The organism is Streptomyces sp. NBC_00878, from assembly GCF_026341515.1.
Taxonomy (GTDB): Bacteria; Actinomycetota; Actinomycetes; order Streptomycetales; family Streptomycetaceae; genus Streptomyces.
Genome location: NZ_JAPEOK010000001.1, coordinates 1,240,678 through 1,257,735 on the forward strand (window position 1 = coordinate 1,240,678; position 17,058 = coordinate 1,257,735).

At 70.6% G+C, this 17,058-nt stretch carries 15 protein-coding genes; 5 read left to right on the plus strand and 10 right to left on the minus strand.

Translation table 11 applies throughout. The features are described 5' to 3' along the window. Window positions 1-200: 200 nt before the first annotated feature. Window positions 201-824, minus strand: coding sequence for a TetR/AcrR family transcriptional regulator (locus OHA11_RS04990; RefSeq protein WP_266492334.1), 624 nt, complete (start codon window positions 822-824; stop codon window positions 201-203). A gap of 247 nt (window positions 825-1,071) precedes the next feature. Here OHA11_RS04990 and OHA11_RS04995 point away from each other — a divergent pair, with 247 nt between their 5' ends. Both OHA11_RS04995 and OHA11_RS05000 read left to right on the plus strand, forming a co-directional pair. Beyond that, window positions 1,072-1,956, plus strand: a complete 885-nt coding sequence (locus OHA11_RS04995; protein WP_266492338.1) for a phosphatase PAP2 family protein — start codon at window positions 1,072-1,074, stop codon at window positions 1,954-1,956. Further along, window positions 1,953-2,906 (plus strand): DMT family transporter, encoded by a 954-nt coding sequence (locus OHA11_RS05000; protein WP_266492341.1) that lies wholly within the window; start codon window positions 1,953-1,955, stop codon window positions 2,904-2,906. The genes OHA11_RS04995 and OHA11_RS05000 overlap by 4 nt, the downstream gene beginning before the upstream one ends. Before the next feature lie 110 nt (window positions 2,907-3,016). On the opposite strand, the gene OHA11_RS05005 is transcribed toward OHA11_RS05000, so the two are convergent. The 6 genes from OHA11_RS05005 to OHA11_RS05030 form a co-directional block, all read right to left on the minus strand. Next, entirely contained in the window at window positions 3,017-5,080 is a 2,064-nt protein-coding gene (locus tag OHA11_RS05005) for a phosphocholine-specific phospholipase C (protein WP_266492343.1), read from the minus strand. 232 nt (window positions 5,081-5,312) lie between these two features. Beyond that, window positions 5,313-6,575: an ABC transporter permease gene (locus tag OHA11_RS05010; RefSeq protein ID WP_266492346.1), complete on the minus strand. Its 1,263-nt coding sequence runs from the start codon at window positions 6,573-6,575 to the stop codon at window positions 5,313-5,315. Next, the gene (locus tag OHA11_RS05015; RefSeq protein WP_266506957.1) at window positions 6,572-7,351 is read right to left on the minus strand and encodes an ABC transporter ATP-binding protein; all 780 of its coding nucleotides are present in this window, start codon (window positions 7,349-7,351) and stop codon (window positions 6,572-6,574) included. Before OHA11_RS05015 ends, OHA11_RS05010 begins: the two co-directional genes overlap by 4 nt. A 35-nt stretch (window positions 7,352-7,386) precedes the next feature. Continuing rightward, complete coding sequence (locus OHA11_RS05020; RefSeq protein WP_266492348.1) at window positions 7,387-8,793, minus strand: hypothetical protein; 1,407 nt, start codon at window positions 8,791-8,793, stop codon at window positions 7,387-7,389. Further along, window positions 8,790-9,386, minus strand: a complete 597-nt coding sequence (locus tag OHA11_RS05025) for a hypothetical protein (RefSeq protein ID WP_266492350.1) — start codon at window positions 9,384-9,386, stop codon at window positions 8,790-8,792. The genes OHA11_RS05020 and OHA11_RS05025 overlap by 4 nt, the downstream gene beginning before the upstream one ends. Further along, window positions 9,383-9,973, minus strand: coding sequence for a hypothetical protein (locus tag OHA11_RS05030; RefSeq protein WP_266492352.1), 591 nt, complete (start codon window positions 9,971-9,973; stop codon window positions 9,383-9,385). Before OHA11_RS05030 ends, OHA11_RS05025 begins: the two co-directional genes overlap by 4 nt. A gap of 91 nt (window positions 9,974-10,064) precedes the next feature. On the opposite strand from OHA11_RS05030, the gene OHA11_RS05035 reads away from it, so the two are divergent. Further along, window positions 10,065-10,763 carry a response regulator transcription factor gene (locus OHA11_RS05035; protein ID WP_266492354.1) on the plus strand — a complete coding sequence of 233 codons (699 nt, stop codon included), beginning with the start codon at window positions 10,065-10,067 and terminating at the stop codon, window positions 10,761-10,763. A 130-nt stretch (window positions 10,764-10,893) separates the two neighbouring features. After that, the gene (locus OHA11_RS05040) at window positions 10,894-12,615 is read left to right on the plus strand and encodes a cell wall metabolism sensor histidine kinase WalK (protein ID WP_266506959.1); all 1,722 of its coding nucleotides are present in this window, start codon (window positions 10,894-10,896) and stop codon (window positions 12,613-12,615) included. A 36-nt stretch (window positions 12,616-12,651) separates the two neighbouring features. On the opposite strand, the gene OHA11_RS05045 is transcribed toward OHA11_RS05040, so the two are convergent. The 3 genes from OHA11_RS05045 to OHA11_RS05055 all read right to left on the minus strand — a co-directional run bounded on the left by OHA11_RS05045 (window position 12,652) and on the right by OHA11_RS05055 (window position 15,413). After that, window positions 12,652-13,653 (minus strand): NADP-dependent oxidoreductase, encoded by a 1,002-nt coding sequence (locus OHA11_RS05045; protein ID WP_266492356.1) that lies wholly within the window; start codon window positions 13,651-13,653, stop codon window positions 12,652-12,654. Between the two features lie 91 nt (window positions 13,654-13,744). Further along, complete coding sequence (locus OHA11_RS05050) at window positions 13,745-14,311, minus strand: flavin reductase family protein (protein ID WP_266492357.1); 567 nt, start codon at window positions 14,309-14,311, stop codon at window positions 13,745-13,747. A gap of 229 nt (window positions 14,312-14,540) precedes the next feature. Next, window positions 14,541-15,413, minus strand: coding sequence for a helix-turn-helix transcriptional regulator (locus tag OHA11_RS05055; RefSeq protein ID WP_266492360.1), 873 nt, complete (start codon window positions 15,411-15,413; stop codon window positions 14,541-14,543). A 222-nt stretch (window positions 15,414-15,635) separates the two neighbouring features. Here OHA11_RS05055 and OHA11_RS05060 point away from each other — a divergent pair, with 222 nt between their 5' ends. After that, window positions 15,636-16,511 carry a helix-turn-helix transcriptional regulator gene (locus OHA11_RS05060; RefSeq protein ID WP_266492363.1) on the plus strand — a complete coding sequence of 292 codons (876 nt, stop codon included), beginning with the start codon at window positions 15,636-15,638 and terminating at the stop codon, window positions 16,509-16,511. Window positions 16,512-17,058 lie beyond the last annotated feature (547 nt).

The following is a 17,058-nucleotide window of genomic DNA, read 5'->3' on the forward strand; positions in this document are numbered from 1 at the left end:
CGTACGGCAGGCAGGACGCACGGCGGTCAGAAGACGCACGACGCCCAGAACTGGCGGTGCCGGGACAGCAGTCGGCCGGGTGGGGTGCCTCTCCGCTCAAGAGGAACCCCACCCGGCCGGGGGGTGCGCGCCGCCCCCGTCCCCACGGTGCGGCGCGAGCAGGTCGCCGTCCAGTCATCCCGTGGACGGCGGCCTGGGTCTCAGGTGGTCTCCGACAGTCCGAGGGCCGGCAGCAGGGCCACTTCCACGTAGCGCAGGAGGTATTCGGCGTCGGCGGGCTGGCCCTCTAGGAGAGGGCGGACGCGGAGCATGCCGAGGAGTTGGGCGGGCACGAATTCCAGTGCCGGATGGTCGGCCGCGATCTCGCCCCGTTCGACCGCGCGCCGGACCATCTGCCGGAGCGCCTCGATCTCGGGTTCCACCAGCGCGTCGCGCAGCGCGCGCTGCAGTTCGTCGTCCTGCATCACGGACTGACCGAGTGCCTGGAGCAGTCTGGTGTCCTCGTCGGACCGCTCGCCCGCCGTGCGCGCGACCACGCGCAGGTCGCCGGCGAGCGAGCCGGTGTCGATACCGGTGAACTTGGGACAGTGGTTGGCGCGCAGTGCCGCCGCCACGAACTGGGGCTTCGTCTTCCACTGCCGGTAGAGCGTGGACTTGCTGCACCGGGTGCTGGCGGCGACGCCCTCCATGGTCAGCGCGTCATATCCGCACTCGCGGATCTGGTCGATCACGGCGTCGAAGAACTCCTGCTCACGCTCGGGCGTGATCTTGGAGCGGCGCGAGGCGGCGACCGTCTCCGGTCCGTCCGCTGCCTGCGACGTCATGGCTCTTCTCCTCGCTCGTCTCCGTGACCCCGGGCGGGCCCGTTCCCTGTGGTTCCCAGTGTGGCCCTCGGCCCGGCCTCAGTGTGGCGCATCTCCTATCGATACGCCAGTGTACCGGAACGCAAACGTATCGGTACACTGGCGTATCGATGAGCCTTGGACAGGACCCACCCCTGTGTCGAGTGGATCCCCTCCTGGGCTCACCACGCACCAGAACACGCGAGACCGTCAGCAAAGGGGCCGGGGGATGGCATGCCCAACCGAGCCTGCAGAGAAGGGGTCCGCCGCGACAGCGCGGCCGCCCCTCGTCCGTGAGCTCCTGCTCGTCGCGGGACTCTTCCTCGTCTACAAGCTCGGCCGGCAACTGGCCACGGGCCACACCGGTGAGGCCTTCGCCAACGCGCACCGGGTCTGGGACCTCGAACGGTTCCTGCGCCTGCCCGGCGAAGGCGACGTGCAGTCGGCGCTGCTGCACAGCGACGGCGTCGTACACGTCGTCAACACCTACTACGCGACCGTTCACTTCCCCGCCACCGCGGCCTTCCTGGCCTGGCTGTACCTCCGGCGGCCCAGGCACTACGTGTGGGCCCGCCGGGTCCTCGCCGCGGTCACCGCCGCCGCCCTGGTGACGCACCTCGCGTTCCCGCTCGCCCCGCCGCGCATGCTCGCCGCGACGGGCCTCATCGACACCGGCCAGGTGTACGGGCCCACGGTGTACGGCGCCTCGCCCGAGACCGACTCGCTGTCGAACCAGTTCGCGGCGATGCCGTCGCTGCACTTCGGCTGGGCCCTGATGGTCGCGGTCGGCCTGATCGCCGCGACCCGGTCCCGGTGGCGCCCGCTGTGGCTGCTGCATCCGCTGGTCACGCTGCTGGTGATCGTCGGTACGGCGAACCACTACTGGCTCGACGCGATCGTGGCGGCCGCGCTCCTCGGCATCGCCCTCGCCGTGATCCGCGTCCCGCGCCGGACGGCGCCAAGGGCAACGACGGCGGAGCCCGGCCGGGAGCGCGTGGGCGCCGGCATCTCCGTACCGGAAGGGCCGGACGGGCCACAAGCACCGGGCGGGCTCGGCGGGCCGGGGACGCCCGGCGGGCAGGACGCGCCGGAGCTCGTGGGAGCCGGGCGATGAGCGCCACCCTCGTCGCCGTCGTCCTGTCGCTGTTCTCGGCCGTCGCGTACGCGGCCGCCGCGGTGGCCCAGGAGCGGCTGGCCGCACGGACCACCGACTCCGGAGTGCTGCGTCTGCTCGGCCGCGGTGCCTGGTGGTGGTCGGTGGGCCTCAACGCGTCGGCGGCGGTGCTGCACGTGGCCGCCCTCAAGTACGGGACCCTCACGCTGGTCCAGCCGCTCGGCGCGCTCACGCTCGTCGCCGCGGTGCCGCTGGGCGCGCGGATGGCGGGGCGGCGGGTCACGGTCGTCGAGTGGCGCGGTACGGCGCTGACGCTGGCCGGGCTCGCGGCCCTGCTGGTCACGGCGTCCGGGCCCGCGCCCGACGACGTACTGAGCGTCCCGCAGGCGCTGGCCGTGGCAGGCACGACCACGGCCCTCATCGGCGTACTGGCCAGGCCGGGCACGCGCCCCGGACTGCGGCACGCGACCGCGTCCGGCTTCGCCTCGGGCGTCGCCTCGGCACTCACCCAGACCGTCACGGTCGCCGCGACGGACCGCTCGGAGTCTCTCCTCAGCGGGCAGGTGATCGTGGTCGCCCTGCTGGTCGCCGCCTTCGCGGCGGGCGGGCTGCTGCTCTCGCAGACCGCCTACAAGGGCGGACTCGGCGCTCCCCTGGCGGTGGTGACGCTGGCCAACCCCATCGCCGCCGTGGTGATCGGCCTCTCGCTGCTCGGCGAACGGCCGCAGGGCGGTGCGGCGGGGCTCCTGCCGACACTGGTCGGGGCCGCGGTCGCGGCCTGGGGTGTGGTGACGCTGTCGCGCTCCACACCCGCCCCTCCGGCGGTGGACCGGGAGCCGCATCCCGTCGCCGCGGTTCTCGCGCTGGAGCCCCAACCCGCCCCGTTCAAACCGTTCTTGATTCCCCGTCAGCCGACGCCGCCGACGTCCGAGCACCTGACACCACTCTGACCCGCTGCCCGCTGCCCGCTGCCCCGCCCGCTCCACGACGAGGGCGGCCGGTGCGTACCGTACTCGGTACGCACCGGCCGCCCTCGTCACACGCCCCTCTACGACCCGACCTACCTGGCGATCGCCGGGTCGCTGACGCCCACCCGGCCGTTCTCGACGTGACCGGCGAACCGGCGCAGGAAGGAATCGTCGGTGTCGGACACGACGGTGAGGTCGTACCAGCGCTTGCTCGTCCGCAGGTCCACGGTGTGCCTGACGGTCGCGCCCCGCCGCACGCGGAACGAATGCGGCCTGCCGCCATAGCCGTTGGTGAGCTTGAGGTTCACCGTGCGGGTGCCCTTGTTGGTGAAGGTCAGCTCGATGTCGTCGCCGTCGTGGCGGGCGGTGACCTCGGGTCCGGCGGCGTCGGCCGAGCCCTTGAACACGCGCACGAAGCCGTTCGGCCCGTGCACGGTCAGGTCGTACGAGCTGTCCGCGTACGAGTCCGCCGAGTCCGCCGGCTCCCAGGTGTCCGAGACGCTCTTGCCCGCCTCGGTGGTGTAGGTCCAGGGGCCGTCGGTGAGGTTCCCGGACGTGACGTGGAAGGAGGCGCCGGCCTTGCGGCCCGAGGCGAAGGTCAGCTTGAACTTCCCGGCCCTCGCGTCCAGCGAGCCGTCGGTCCACGGCGCGTACCGGAGCGGACGGGCGAGCCGCAGGCCACCCTCCTGCCTGGGCAGCTCCGGATTCGCGGGCGGGGTCGGCTTGTAGTCCGGGTGCCGGTCCTTGTCCGGCGGCTCGTACGCGTCGGTGTCCGGGAGGTCGACGGGTTTGCTGTCGTTGCGGGAGAAGTCGAACGCGGCGGTCAGGTCGCCGCAGATGGCCCGCCGCCAGGGCGAGATGTTCGGCTCCTCGACGCCGAAGCGGCGCTCCATGAACCGGATGATCGAGGTGTGGTCGAGCGTCTCGGAGCAGACGTAACCGCCCTTGCTCCAGGGCGAGACGACGATCATCGGCACCCGCGGGCCGAGACCGTACGGGCCGGCGACGTTCTTCTCGCTCCCCGGGAAGAGGTCGAGGCCGACGTCGACGGTGGACTTGCCGTGCTCGGCGTCGCGCGGCGGCAGCGGCGGGACGAGGTGGTCGAAGAAGCCGTCGTTCTCGTCGTACGTGATGAACAGGGCCGTCTTCGCCCACACCTTGGGGTCGGAGGTGAGCGCGTCCAGGACCTGGGCGATGTACCAGGCACCGTAGTTCGTGGGCCAGTTGCCGTGCTCGGAGAACGCCTCGGGGGCGGCGATGTACGAAATCTGCGGCAGCGTGCCGCCCAAGACGTCGGCCCGCAGCTGGTCGAAGAAGCCCTCGCCCTTGCGGGCGTCGGTGCCGGTGCGGGCCTTGTCGTAGAGAGGGTCGCCGGCCTTGGCATTGCGGTACTTGTTGAAGTAGAGCAGCGAGTTGTCGCCGTAGTTGCCGCGGTACGGGTCCTGGATCCAGCCCCAGGAGCCGGCCGCGTCCAGGCCGTCGCCGATGTCCTGGTAGACCTTCCAGGAGATCCCGGCCTTCTCCAGGCGCTCGGGGTACGTCGTCCAGTCGTAGCCGACCTCGTCGTTGCCGAGGACGGGACCGCCGCCCTTGCCGTCGTTGCCGGTGAAGCCCGTCCACATGTAGTAGCGGTTCGGGTCGGTGGAGCCGATGAACGAACAGTGGTACGCGTCGCAGACGGTGAACGTGTCGGCGAGCGCGTAGTGGAACGGGATGTCCTCGCGGGTCAGGTACGCCATGGTCGTGGGGCCCTTCGCGGGGACCCACTTGTCGTACTTGCCCTTGTTGTAGGCGGCGTGCCCGTCGGGCCAGCTGTGCGGCAGGCCCTCCAGGAACTGCATGCCGAGGTCGTCGACCTCCGGGTGGAAGGGCAGCACGTCCTTGGTGCCGTCCGACTGGTGCCACACGGACTTGCCGTTGTCGAGCGTCACCGGGTGGGGGTCACCGAAGCCACGGACGCCTCTGAGCGCACCGAAGTAGTGGTCGAAGGAACGGTTCTCCTGCATGAGGACGACGATGTGCTCGACATCCTCGATGGTGCCGCGGTGATACCCCGCGGGGATGGCCGCGGCCTTGGCGATGCTCTCCGACAGCGCGGTGAACGCCGCGGTGCCGCCTGCAAGTTGGAGAAATCGGCGCCGATTCACTTCGGGCATGGCTGGTGACCTCTTGTCCTGAAGGAGTGCTGAGGGCGCGTACGCGATGAACGTGCGCGACTGGAGTTTTACAAGAGCAACAAACGTCAGGGAAGGGCCGCATGACTTCTGCGTGAAAGACGGCGGTACGTGAGAGGCGTGGGGCCTTCGTGAACAAGGCGAGCCCTGGCACAGATGCCAGGGCTCGTACACGTTCATCGGCCGAACCGCACCGGGATCGCCTCGGTGGCTCTCACGTTGTCGCCAGGGCCTCCGTCGGGGTGAGGCGGGAGGCCCTGATGGAGGGGTAGACACCGGCGGCCATGCCGATCAGGACGGCGCCGCCGAATCCGCCGGCCACCGCCGGGAGCGGGATCACTGGCGGCCAGCCCTGATAGGTGGCGTAGCCGATGGTCGCCAGGACTCCGAGCACCGTGCCGGCCAGGCCGCCGAGGCAGGAGAGGGCCACGGATTCGGTGAGGAACTGGCTGCGGATCTGGCCCCGGTTGGCGCCCAGCGCCCGCCGCAGCCCGATCTCCCGGCGGCGTTCCAGAACCGAGATGACCATGGTGTTGGCCACTCCGATGCCGCCCACCAGCAGGGCGACTCCGGCGAGGCCGAGGAAGAGGGCGGAGAAGGTCGTCTGGGTGGCGCGCTTGGCGGCGAGGGCATCGGACGGACGGCTGACCTGCACCAGGCCGGGCAGTTCGGGGTAGATGGTCGGGCCGAGGACGTCGCGGACCGCGTCGATGCCGTCCTCGCGGGCCTTGACGAAGATGACGGTGGGGTGGCCGGTGAACTTCAGCTGGGTGCGCGCGGCGTCCCAGCCGACCAGGACCGAGCGGTCGATGTCGGGCGAGAGCGGGGTCCTGGCGAGGACGCCGATGACCGTGAACCAGCGTTTGTTGATGTAGACCTGCGGGGCGGGCTGCCCCGGGACGACCTTCGCGATGCCCATCCGGGTGGCCGCCACCGAGCCGAGGACGGCCGTGGGGAACTTCTCGGTGGTGGGGCCGAGGAAGCGTCCGGACTGGACCTCCGCGTTGATCGCCCGCAGCAGATTGGTCTTGCTGGCCAGGACGGCGAGGCCCGCGTAGTCGTCGGAGCCGACGCGGTCGTTCCGGAAGATCTCGGAGTGGGTGTTGGCGACCGCGCTGACCTCCGTGACCGGTCCGATCCGGCGGACCATGTCCACCGACTGGGGCGGCAGTTGGACCGGCGGGTCCTGGTTGGGGACCGGGACGGCCTGGAGCATGTTGGTGCCCAGCGCGGAGAGTTCGTTCATCAGCGCCTTCTGGCTGGACGCCGGGATCCCGGTCACGACGATCATCGTGGCGATACCGATGGAGATGCCCAGCGCGGACAGCGCCGCGCGCATCTTCCGCGTACGGATGCCCAGCAGCCCCAGCCGCAGGATGTCCAGCGGGGCCAGCCGAACCGGCCTGGTGTCGGCGTCGACGGCGACGGGGACGGGGACGGCGGGCCGCTTCGAGGTGGTGGTTGTGGTGGTGGTCATGGCCGGCGTTCCCCGTGGGTGTCGGTGAGGGCGCCCGTACGGATGGCCACTGTGTCGTCGTCGAGGCTGTCGGTACGGGTGGCGAGCGTGTCGTCGAGACCGCCGGTACGGGTAGCGAGCGTGTCGTCGGCGCCGTCGGTACGGGTGTCGGCGACCAGGCGGCCGTCGAGGATCTCCACCCGGCGGGGCAGTTGCTGGGCGATGTCCCGGTCGTGAGTGATGATCGCGATGGTGGTGCCCTCGTCGTTCAGCGTGGTCAACAGGTCCAGTACGGCACGGCCGTTGGCGGTGTCCAGGGCGCCGGTGGGCTCGTCCGCGAGCACCAGGGCCGGGCGGTTGACCAGCGCGCGGGCGATGGCCACCCGCTGCCGCTCACCGCCGGACAGCTGGCTTGGCAGGTGCCCTGCGCGGCGCGCCAGGCCGACCCGGGCCAGCGCCTCCCGGGCCAGCGGGTGACGCTGCCTGCGCGGCACCCCGGCGTACAGCAGCCCGGTGGCGACGTTCTCGGCGGCGGTCAGGCCGTCGGTGAGGTGGAACTGCTGGAACACGAAGCCGAGCCAGCGCCCGCGCAGCGCGGAGAGCCGACGGTCGGAGAGCGCCGCGACGTCGTGCCCGCCGATCTCCACGGTGCCGCTGGTCGGCCGGTCCAGGGTGCCCATGATGTTCAGCAGGGTCGACTTGCCGGACCCGGACGGGCCGACGATGGCGAGCAGTTCGCCCTTCTCGATGGCGAGCGAGACACCGTCCAGGGCCTTCACCCCGCCGGGGTACGCCATGCCCGCGTTGATCACGGCCAGCACCGGTCGGGTGTTCACGAGGTGGTCACGACCTTCGTCCCGGCCGCGATGCCGGTGCCGGTGACCTCCACCATCCCCTTGGAGAACATCCCGGTCTTTACCGCGATCAGCCGGCCGCCGGAGAGCTGGACGGCGTAGCCGCCCTCGCTCAGCGCCATCAGCGCGCCGACCGGTACGGCGAGCACGCCCTTGCGGGTCGCCGAGGTGAACGCCACCTGCACCGGGGCGGAGGTCAGCTCCCGTACCGGCCCGGTGTCGCGCACCGAGATGGTGACCGTCATCCGGGCGGGGCTCGCTCCGCTGGTGTCACCCTCGGAGTTGTCGGCGGTGGCGGTGGCACCGACGACCTCGATGGTCCCCTTGACGGTGGAGTTGTCCGGGAGGGTCACCGTCACGCGGTCGCCCCGGGACATCGAGCCGACCTCCGTCGCGTCCACCGTCACCGACACCGTCTTGGTGGTGGAGCTGACCGTCAGCAGGCTCCCGGTGGCGTCGTCGCCGGTCTGGGCCTGCACCGCGTCGACCCGTACCTCACCGGGCTGCACCGTGACGTCCCCGACGCCCAGTACGCCGGTGACGGGCATCCCGACCTGGTTCTGCCAGCGTCTGATCGCGGCGATCAGGTCGGCGGTGAGCACCCCGTCTCCCCGCTTGACCTGGACGGAGGTCGCGGTGGGGGTCGGGGACGGGTTCGTATCGGGGCTCGCGGACGGGTCGGCGCCGCCGCCTGTCCTGCCGGACGGGTCGGTTGTGCCACCTGCCTTGCCCGACGGGTCGGCCGTGCCGCCGGTCTCTTCGGACGGGTCCGCCGTGCCACCGGCCTTGTTGCCGGACGCCCTGTCGTCGGCCGTGTCCGCCGGGGCGGCGGCCGGGTGCTGTGCGACCCAAGTGCCCGCCGTCGGCTGCGGGCCGATGTCGTACCCGAGCCGCACGAGGTTGTCGGCGATCACCTTCACGTCGGGCCCGGTGGTGCCCCTGTCGTCCAGCCTCCGGTACAGCGGCGTACCGCCGTAGAACACCGGCACCGGGACGTTGTCCACCTTGTACAGCGTTCGGCCCCGGGACACCTTGGCGCCCGCCGCGGGCAGCCACGTGACCAGTCCGGCCTTGCCGCCCTTGACCGGTGCCGCCTTGCCGTAGCCGAGCGTCCCGCTCAGCGTCTGGGCGTTGGACAGGTCCGTCCTGGTCACCGTCGCGGTACCGACACGCGCCGAAGCGTCGGCGGTCGTGCTCGGCTTCGCGTCATCGCCCTGCCATACGGTGACGCCGAGCGCGGTGGCCGTGACGCTCACCAGTGCCACGGCCCCGATCTTCAGTCGCCGCTTTCCGCGACGCGGACGGGCGTCGTCGAGGTCGTCGCCACTGTCGCCACTGTCGCCACTGGGGGTGTTCGGGCTCTTGGCCCGCGTGGCCCGTGTCATTTGTACGCCTTCAGCTCGCAGTCGCGGTCAAGCTTGTGTTGCTGGGCTTCGGTCAGGTCGCTCTCGCCGTCGTAGTTCCAGCCGCCGCCGTCGGGCAGGGCCTTGACCTTCAGGCCTCCGGCGTTCAGACAGCGGATGTACTCGCGGTAGTCGTCCATGTAATGCGGGTTCTTCGCCTGGTCCAACTCCGGTGGCTGGAGCGGCCATTTCGACTTGCACGCCTTGTAGGCGGCGGGGTACTTCCTGATGTCGGCGTTGACGCTGATTCCCGTGGAGCCCGGCTTGGTCCCGCCGGGCACACCTTGCTCGTACAGACACCGGAAGAAGATCTGGTTCAGCCGTGCCGTCTCCGCGTCGGAGGTGTCCAGCCGCAGCTGGGGACGGCCCGTATCGGGGTCGGTGCCCGTGGACGGCGACGCGCCGCTCGGGCTCGTACCAGTGCTCGGACTGGCGATCGAGGCAACGCCGTCGTCGTCGGACGCGCCGCTGCCGCCGCCCGAGCCACCCGTGCCACCGCCGCAGGCCGTCAGCAGCGAGAGCGCCACGAGCGTTCCGGTACCGAGGACCGCGGTGGACCGCGCGGCCCGCGTCACTGGAACGCCTTGAGCGTGCAGGTCCGGTCGAGCTTGTCCTGCGCGGACGCGCTCATGGTGGGCACCGAGCTGTCATAGGTCCAGCCGGCGTTGTCGGGCAGGGCGTGGACCTTCAGCCCCCCGTCGTTCAGGCACTTGATGTAGTCCCGGTAGTCGTCCGCGTAGTGCGGGTTCTTCGCCGGGTCCTGCTCCGGCGGTTGGAGCGGATTCTTCGACTGGCACGCCTTGTAGGCGGCGGGGTACTTGGCGGCATCACCAGCGGGGGAGAAATGGCTTGCTCCCGGCTTGCGCCCGCCGGGGACACCCTTCTCGTGCAAACAGTCGAAGTAGATGCCTGTCAGCCGGGCACGCTCCGCCTCGGAGGTGTCCAGCCGCAGCTGGGGACGGCCCGCGTCGGCGTCGGCGCTCGCCGTCGACGACCCACCGCCCGCACTCGGACTGTCGAGCGAAGCAACGCCCTTGTCCTCGGATGAGGTGTTTCCGTCTCCGCCCGAGCCGCCGCCACAGGCGGCGAGGAGGGACAGTGCCGCTGCTGTGCCTACGCCGGCAAGGACGGCGGACCGCCTTCGATGAATGAGGTTCGACATGGCGGCACCGTGGCCGGAGCATATGAAGATCCTGTCAGGCTGCCGTCAGAATTCTGTCTGGTGTGGCGGCCGTGACCCTAGGGTGAGGGCCGTGAGCGCATATGTCCTGGTGGCCGAGGACGACGTCAAACAGGCCGAGGTGATCCGCCGCTACCTGGAACGCGAGGGCCACACCGCCCTCGTCGTCAACGACGGGCGCGCGGCGATCGACGAGGTGCGGCGCCGACAGCCCGACCTGCTCGTCCTCGACGTCATGCTGCCCCTGATCGACGGCCTGGACGTGTGCCGCGTGCTGCGCCGGGAGTGCGATGTGCTCGTGCTGATGCTGACCGCCCGCCGTACCGAGGCGGATCTGCTGCTCGGCCTCGACCTGGGCGCCGACGACTACATGACCAAGCCCTACAGCCCCCGCGAGCTGATGGCCCGGATCCGCACCCTTCTGCGGCGAACGCGTGCCACGACGCCCGACGATCCCGTGCTGAGGATCGGTGCTCTCACCATCGACCCGGTGCGCCGTACCGTCGGTCTCGACGGGCGGCCGGTGGTCTGTACGCCCGGGGAGTTCGAGATCCTCGCGGCGATGGCCACGGAACCGGAACGGGTCTTCACCCGCCGCCAGTTGCTGACCGTGACCCGTGGGTTCGACCGCTACATCACCGAGCGCACCGTCGACGTACACATCCTCAATCTGCGCAAGAAGATCGAGGCCGTACCCGGGCGGCCGGCCTATCTGCAGACCGTGTTCGGGGTCGGATACAAGCTCACCGACGGCAGCAGCCGTGCGCACTGAGGCGGAAGCCGATACCGGGCCGGACGGCAAGTCGGCTGCGGGCGGCGCTTCTTCCACGGAGCCGCGGCCCAAGGCCAGGGTCAGGGTCAGGGTCAGAGTCAGGGCCAAGGTGCCGCTGCGCAGAAGCCTGCTGGTCCGCCTGCTGGTCGCCTCCGTGCTGATCGCCGTCTGCGCGGTCGCGGCCACCGCCTGGCTGGCCGCGCGCACCACCAGCAGCGCCATCCAGCAGGAGCAGGGCCAACTCCTGTCGTCCGACGCCGAGATCTACGACACCCTCGTCGGATACGCCGCCGCCCACCCGGACTGGGACGGCGTCGGCCCCACCCTGCGCCGGCTGGCCGAGCGCACCGGACGCCGGATCACTCTGACCACCCAGAACCGCCGCCCCATCGCCGCTTCGACCGCCGTCACCGTCGCGTCCCTGCCCGCCAGGGCGTCGGCGGTCGTCGATCCCCTGCACACCGACCCGGCACTGCTGCCCGGCGCCGAGACGAACGGCATCGACCCCCGTGCCGTCGGCCCCTACCGGCTGACCACCGCCGAGCGCGAGGCCCTGAGCGGCCTGGCCGACGAGATCCTCGCCTGCCTGGGCGGCCCGGGCAGGGGCGCCACCCTCGTCCAAGGACCCAGCGGCCGCCCCACCATCAAGCTCGCCGACAGCGCCCTGGACGGAGCCGCGGGGAACCGCGGATGCGGCCTGGCGGCGCTCGCCACTGCCGTCCCGACCGAGCGCGAGCCGCTGATCCGGCTCAACGCCACGGTCAACGACTGCCTGCGGCGCCGTCACCTGGACACCGTGAAGTTCGGCGTCGACTTCATCCTCAGCCGCAGCGGCCCACCCGCCCAGAGCTGCCTGGACACCGCCCGCCGCGACCAGCTCACCCCCTACGTGGCACCGGCCGCGCTGCTGTTCGTCACCACCCCGACCGGATCGGCCGCCCCGGTCTTCCACCTCTCCTCGGCCAACACCGCCCGCATCGCCGGCGTCGCCGGCCTCGTGCTGCTGGTCACCGTGGCCGTCACCGTCGTCGTCGGCATCCGCCTCGTGAGACCCCTGCGCGCGCTGGCCGACGCCGCCCGCCGCCCCGTACAGGAACACCAGCGGGTGCCGGTGACCACGAACGACGAGATCGGCTATCTCGCCGCCGCCTTCAACGACCTGTCCCAGCGCCGCGAGCGCATGGAGGATCAGCGCAAGGCCATGGTCAGCGATGTCGCCCACGAACTGCGCACCCCGCTCAGCGCCATCCGCAGCTGGCTCGAAGCCGTCCAGGACGGCGTCGCCACCTCCGACCAGGCCCTCATCGACTCCCTGCTCGAAGAGGCTCTGCTGCTCCAGCACATCGTCGACGACCTCCAGGACCTCGCGGAGGCCGACGCGGGCCAGCTGCGGATCCACCCCGAGCCCCTCCGCGTACGCGACCTTCTCGACCACGTCGCCACCGCCCACCAGGGCCGCGCAGAGACCGCGGGCGTGGCCCTCACCACCCGTACCGACGGCGATCCCGAGCTGTGCGGCGACCCGGTCCGGCTGCGTCAGGTCGTCGGCAACCTGGTGTCCAACGCCGTACGGCACACCCCGCCCGGCGGCAGCGTCGCCCTGCGGGCCCGCCGGGCCGGGGACCAGGTGACGATCGAGGTCGCCGACACCGGCACCGGCATCCCCGCCGAGGACCTGCCCCGGGTCTTCGACCGCTTCTGGCGGGCCGAGAAGTCCCGCAGTCGCCGGACCGGCGGCAGCGGCCTCGGTCTCGCCATCGTCCGCCGGCTCACCGAGGCCCACGGCGGAACGGTGACGGTGACCAGCACCGTCGGCGCCGGAACGGTCTTCACCATCCGCCTTCCCACATGAGCCCCGTACGGGCCTGGGGGCGTGCCCGGAGCACGGTCAGGGGCGCTCGGGTTCGGGGTCGGGTGGGAGGTCGCGCCCGGTGCGCAGCCGGTCCGCCAGTCCGGGGCGGGCGTCCGGGGGAACCAGGCTGAGCACGATCTTTCCGCGCGTGTGCCGCCGCTGGACCTGCCGGTAGGCCTCCTGGACCTGTTCCAGCGGGTGGACCGCGCTGATGGGGACGGTGAGCAGCCCCTTGGAGACCAGGGCGGCCAGTTCGGCGACCAGGTGGGGAGAGAAGGCGTCCTCCTGGGCCTTGCTGCGCACGCCGTAGCGGGCGACGGCCCGTCCGTCGGCCAGGGTGTTGATACGCCCCGGAGCCACGCCCAGCGCGATGGCGGTGTCGACATTGCCCTGGCCGAAGGTGTCGATGAAGGCGTCGATTCCATCGGGAGCGGCGGCCAGCAGCCGGTCGGCCAGGCCAGGACCGTGCTCGACGGGGACGACACCGAGCGAGCGCAGGAAGTCGGCGTTGTGCGGCCCGGCGGTACCGATGACCGTCGCACCCCGCAGGCGGGCCAGCTGCACGGCGAGGGAGCCGACCCCGCCCGCGGCGGCGGACACCACGACAGTGTCCTCGGCGGTGACGTGTACGGCGTCGACGGCGGCCCAGGCCGTCACCCCCACCGCGGACAGCGGTGCGGCCTGTTCCCAGGCGATGTCCGCGGGCTTGGGCGTGAGAAGGCCCGCGGTCGAGACGACGTAGTCGGCCTGTGCCGCTCGGGGCAGGTAGCCGATGACCTCGTCACCGACGGCGAACGTGTCCACGCCCTCGCCGAGTTCCGCGACCCACCCGGCGAAGTCGTTGCCCTGTCCCTCGGGGAAGACGGCCGGCCAGATGTCCGCGAAGACGCCCTGCCGGATGCCGGCCTCACCGGGATTGACCCCGGCGACGACCACCCGGACCACTACCTCCCCCGGGCCTGCGTGCGGTCGCGGCACCTCGGCGATGTCGAGCACCTCGGGGCCGCCGTAGCGCGAGAACTTCACTGCTCGGGGCATGTCGTCTCCTGGATCCGGGGCAGGTGCGGGGGTCCGCCGTGGGTTTCCAGCGTAGCTCTTTGTTGACACATCAACAACCGGCCCATCCGGCTTACAGGAGGTACTGCCACTTGGTCATTCGGTCCTTCAGGTCGACGGTCGGCCCGTCGAGCGTGAAGGTGCCGTCCCCGCGGTGGTGGAACAGCTGCGGCCGGTGATGCGAGGAGTCGACCCACGCCCTGACGGGCTCCAGCAGGAAGAGGCTGTACGGGGCCACGAGGCTGCTGTCGGCGACCCGGCACTCGATGTTGGCGAAGCATTCGGCCACGAGCGGTGCCTGGACCTCCTCACCGGCCACGGCGGTCAGGTCGAACTCCTCGAACTTGTCCACGTCGGCGCCCGAGCAGTTGCCGATGTCGACCACGGTGGCGGCCAAGTCCGCCGTCGGGACCGAGAGCACGCACTCGCCGGTTTCGACCAGGGCCTGGTAGCTGTGGTCCCAGGGGCCGATGGTGCAGGCGATCAGCGGCGGGGCGTGGCGCACCATCATGTTGAACCCGTTGGTCATCACGTTCGGAATCCCGCGATGCCGGGTGGTGACCAGGATGACGGGGCCGGGTTCGATCAGACGGTGAACCTGGTCCAGGGGGTGGGGCTGAAGGTCCTTCACGGTGATCATGTCCGCTCCTGACGCCGTGCGATACGCGCGTCGGCGTCAGGGCCGGCGCGCTGTCTGTCGAACCGAGTGTCGACAGGCGGACGCACCGCTATGAAGGCCGCGTTGTTCCTGGGTGCGGCAGGACCAGCCTCCATGAGGGCTCACACGCGCACGGCCAGCCCCACCCGAGCTCACACACGCACGGCAAGCCCCACCCGAGCTCACACGCGCACGGTCGCCGCTACCGCTACTACTGCTCCTTGGCGGCGAGGCCGGCCTCGGGCACGGCAGCCCGGGCCTGCTTCGGCCGGACGGCCATGGCCCTCAGCGTCTCGAACGCTTCCGCCGTCGGGCTGGCCGGTTCGGCCTGATAGACCACCAGTTGCTGATGCGGGGCCCCATTGACCGTGAAAGCCGCGAACTTGATGTGCAGGTCGCCGACCTCAGGGTGCTTGAGGTGCTTCCCTTCCTGGGACTTGCTCTTGACCTCGTGCAGCTGCCACATCGCCGCGAACTCCTGGCTCTCGGCGGACAGTTCCGTCACGACGGCGGCGATGCGGGCCGATTCGGGATCGTGGCCGTAGGCGGCCCTGATCTCGGCGACACAGGAATGCGCGGCTCGCTCCCATTCCTGGTAGAACTCGCGCCCCGCCGGGTCGACGAACACCATGCGGGCGAGGTTGTCGAAGTGTTCGAACCCGCCATGGAGGGCCGTGGCAAGGGAGTTGCCCGCCATGATGTCGAGGGCGGGGCCGACGACGAAGGCCGGAGTGTGCTCCCAGCCGTCCATCAGCTGCAACAACTGCTGACTGACCTCGGTCTCGCCCCAGTCACGCGGACGCTGCGAGGCGGCGAGGCAGAGGCGGTTGAGATGATCGGCGGCCTCCGCGTCCAGCTTCAGCGCCTGCGCCACGGCCTCCAGCACCTGCGGGGACGGACTGTTCTCGCGCCCCTGTTCCAGCCTGATGTAGTAGTCGGAGCTGACTCCGGCGAGCAGCGCGACTTCCTCTCTGCGCAGCCCCGGCACCCGACGTCGCCCGTATTCCGGCAGACCGACGTCGTGCGGCTTCAAGACTTCTCGGCGGGCTCTGAGAAAGTCACCCAAAGGTGTGCCGTTGCTCATGCGGCAAGACTAGATGCTTTCCAGCCGATGAGAAGTGCCGGTCCTGCACTATTGCACCAAGTCGCGCTTCCTTCACACACAGTGATTCGTCGCCTTTCGGGCTCCGGAGGCCTTCTCGCCGTACGTCACATCCCCGCGCCACCCGGGGAGCCGCAATCCTGGGTGCAACGCACCCACCGTCGACAGCGCTTCTCCGGGCTTTTTCCGCCTAGCCTCGACACCATGTACAACGACACGCGCCCTGACCCGGTTCAAGGGCTGGGTCAGTTCCTCCGCTCCCGCAGAGGACGCCTCAGCCCCGTGGCGGCGGGACTGCCCAGCACCGGCCGCCGACGGGTGCCCGGCCTGCGCAGGGACGAGGTCGCGGCGCTCGCGGGTGTCAGCCTGAGCTACTACAGCCGCCTTGAGCAGGGCCGTGAACTCAGCCCCTCACTCCGGGTGCTGGAGGCCATGGCCCGCGTGCTCCAACTCGGGGAGGAGGACACGCGGGAGCTCTTCCGGCTGGCCCGGCCGGCAGGCCGCCGCACGAAGTCCCCGTCGCGGGTCGAGCGGGTCCGCCCGCACCTGCGGCAACTGATCGAAAGCTGGACCAGGACGCCGGCCTTCATCATCGGCCACGCCCAGGACCTGCTGGCCACCAACGCCTTGGCCGACGCCCTCTACCGCGACTTCGCCCAGCACGACAACGTACTGCGCATGCTCTTCCTGGACCCCGCGGCGAAGACCTTCTACGGAAACGCCGAGCGGGCCAAGAATCGCGCGGTCGCCGACCTTCAGCAGACCGCCGCGACAACCCCCGAGGATCCCCGCATCCTGGAGCTCGTCGGCGAACTGTCGGTGCGCAGCGGCGAGTTCCGCTCCCTGTGGGCACGCGAGTACACCCGGGTCCCGCCCTACGACGTCAAGCAGATGTACCACTCCGTCGTGGGAGACCTGGAGCTGCGGCACGAGGCCCTCACCATCCGCAGCGCTCCGGGACAGCAGCTCATCCTCCTGCAGGCCGAGCCGGGCTCCCCCTCCGCCGACGGCCTGGCCCTGCTGGGCTCCATCAGCGCACCTGAAGTACCTCACCAGCAGAATCCCGCACAGGACGCCTGAGTCAGGAGCGTCTGAGCCGGGGGCGTCTGAGTCGGGGCGCCGGAGAACCGCGAAAACCTTCTCCGTCGAGATCATCGTTTGGTAAATTCCCGCGGAATTCAGCAGCCTGGATTCCTTCCCAACTTCTGTGCGGGCAAACGACGTTAGGCGGGGAATGGTTCACCCGATACCGGCAGCCGCCTTTTGGAAAGGCAGCCATTGACAGGATCTCGCACGCTGTTCAATTATCACCGTGCACCCCGGTGGTCCCCATCGCCGGAGTGATGTGACGCGTCCGCATTCGTGCGGCGCCGAGACCGAGAAAGCTGGTGCACGGCATGCTGCGGAAGGTCACCGACGTCCCCACACCTCCCGCTTCGGCAACGTTGTCGTAGCCATCGGCCGCCAGGACGGATCACGCGGCGGGCCAACGGTCCCGGCCCCGCACTCCGTCCCACGCCACTCGTGACTCTCGTACCCCGTTCCTTGCCCGAGGGGATGCCCGAGCCTTGTCACCGCGATACACCCCCCATGCCACCACCCCCCACACCGCTTCCCACACGACTGA

What these genes read in the sequence shown, in the direction of transcription:
- OHA11_RS04990 (WP_266492334.1), bottom strand. Translation starts at nt 824, where the DNA reads ATGACGTCGCAGGCAGCGGACGGACCGGAGACGGTCGCCGCCTCGCGC.
- OHA11_RS04995 (WP_266492338.1), top strand. Translation starts at nt 1,072, where the DNA reads ATGGCATGCCCAACCGAGCCTGCAGAGAAGGGGTCCGCCGCGACAGCG.
- OHA11_RS05000 (WP_266492341.1), top strand. Translation starts at nt 1,953, where the DNA reads ATGAGCGCCACCCTCGTCGCCGTCGTCCTGTCGCTGTTCTCGGCCGTC.
- OHA11_RS05005 (WP_266492343.1), bottom strand. Translation starts at nt 5,080, where the DNA reads ATGCCCGAAGTGAATCGGCGCCGATTTCTCCAACTTGCAGGCGGCACC.
- OHA11_RS05010 (WP_266492346.1), bottom strand. Translation starts at nt 6,575, where the DNA reads ATGACCACCACCACAACCACCACCTCGAAGCGGCCCGCCGTCCCCGTC.
- OHA11_RS05015 (WP_266506957.1), bottom strand. Translation starts at nt 7,351, where the DNA reads ATGGCGTACCCCGGCGGGGTGAAGGCCCTGGACGGTGTCTCGCTCGCC.
- OHA11_RS05020 (WP_266492348.1), bottom strand. Translation starts at nt 8,793, where the DNA reads ATGACACGGGCCACGCGGGCCAAGAGCCCGAACACCCCCAGTGGCGAC.
- OHA11_RS05030 (WP_266492352.1), bottom strand. Translation starts at nt 9,973, where the DNA reads ATGTCGAACCTCATTCATCGAAGGCGGTCCGCCGTCCTTGCCGGCGTA.
- OHA11_RS05045 (WP_266492356.1), bottom strand. Translation starts at nt 13,653, where the DNA reads ATGCCCCGAGCAGTGAAGTTCTCGCGCTACGGCGGCCCCGAGGTGCTC.
- OHA11_RS05050 (WP_266492357.1), bottom strand. Translation starts at nt 14,311, where the DNA reads ATGATCACCGTGAAGGACCTTCAGCCCCACCCCCTGGACCAGGTTCAC.
- OHA11_RS05055 (WP_266492360.1), bottom strand. Translation starts at nt 15,413, where the DNA reads ATGAGCAACGGCACACCTTTGGGTGACTTTCTCAGAGCCCGCCGAGAA.
- OHA11_RS05060 (WP_266492363.1), top strand. Translation starts at nt 15,636, where the DNA reads ATGTACAACGACACGCGCCCTGACCCGGTTCAAGGGCTGGGTCAGTTC.